The 519-nt window shown below is 63.6% G+C and carries 1 protein-coding gene; it reads right to left on the reverse strand.

The genetic code is table 11. From position 1 onward, the window contains the following. A partial coding sequence (locus tag AC4FS3_RS29540) for a replication initiator protein A (RefSeq protein WP_491023503.1) occupies nt 1-519 on the reverse strand: 519 nt, incomplete at both ends.

The raw sequence follows: 519 nt of genomic DNA on the forward strand, positions 1-519 counted from the left end.
ATAGTCGGGGTGCATGGTGAGCAGCGACTTCTCGTTGACGATGCCCTCATAGACCCAATCCGAGAGGGTCAGCGTCATGCCGCGCGGCTGCTCCGTCTCGGCGTCGGTGTCGAAGGTCCAGCTGTCGAGCCAGTTGAAGCCGGCCTTCTGCCGGCGCTTCGTCGCGCGGATTGAAGTCGTGATCGAAGTCGTCTGTAACCGGAGAAGCGCGGCTTGCAGCTCCTGATAGTCCCTGCCCCCTGTGCTGCGCTTGATCGCCCGCAGCAGGTCATAGGGCGTCGTCGTCAGCGTGCGGGGCAGATCGTTCAGCCCCTGCTGCTTCATGCGGTTGAGCGTGGACGCGGCCCATATCAGGATATCGGCATCCCAGATCGTGGCCATGCCATAGTCAGGGATGGCCTGGACGCGCACCCAGGCGTCGCCATCCGGGCTGCGATACTCGATCGGCTTCAGCCGCTTGCGCTTCTGGAGCGAGAAGAACGGGCGCTCCATGACCTCTCGCTGGTCCTTGAGCGGAAG

The sequence above is a fragment of the Pseudogemmobacter sp. TB195 genome, from assembly GCF_058313095.1.